This window comes from Streptomyces sp. 8P21H-1 (genome assembly GCF_013302945.1).
Genome location: NZ_JABTYA010000281.1, coordinates 1 through 513 on the forward strand (window position 1 = coordinate 1; position 513 = coordinate 513).

At 80.5% G+C, this 513-nt stretch carries 1 pseudogene; it reads left to right on the plus strand.

The features are described from left to right. Positions 1-513, plus strand: a pseudogene (locus tag HO151_RS05995) (hypothetical protein); the annotation flags it as partial.

A 513-nucleotide genomic window follows, 5' to 3' on the forward strand; every position in this document is an offset into this window, starting at 1 on the left:
CGCGGACGAGGGCGCCACACAGCTTCTTCCGCCGGTCGGACCGGGCGCGCTGCCGCCCGAGATGCCCGCCGCGGGTGCGCCGTCCGACGCGACGTCCGCCGAGTCCACCCACTACCTCGGCCGCGTCCCCCGGGACGGCTCCGGACCGGCGCGGGGCGGGACCGGCGCGGGCCCCCTGCCCCCGGCCGTGGACCCCGACGCCCAGCCGACGCAGTTCATGGCACCGGTGCCCGCACAGCCGGACGCGAACGGCTACGGGGTACGTCCGGGGGGACCGGGCGGAGCGGGTGCGCCGGGCGGGGCGGGCGGGCCGGAGGACCGGCAGCAGCCGCCGGCCGAGTTCGACAACCTCTTCCGGTCCGACGCCGCGGGCTCCACGCAGCAGCAGCCCCTGGCGGGCCGGCCGCGGACCAGGTCGCAGGGAAGACGCCCGGGTAGCGCCTCCCCGGAGTTCGGCACCGCGGCCGGCTTCGGCACGCCGTCCGGTCCCGGCACCCCCCGCGGCGCCGGTGC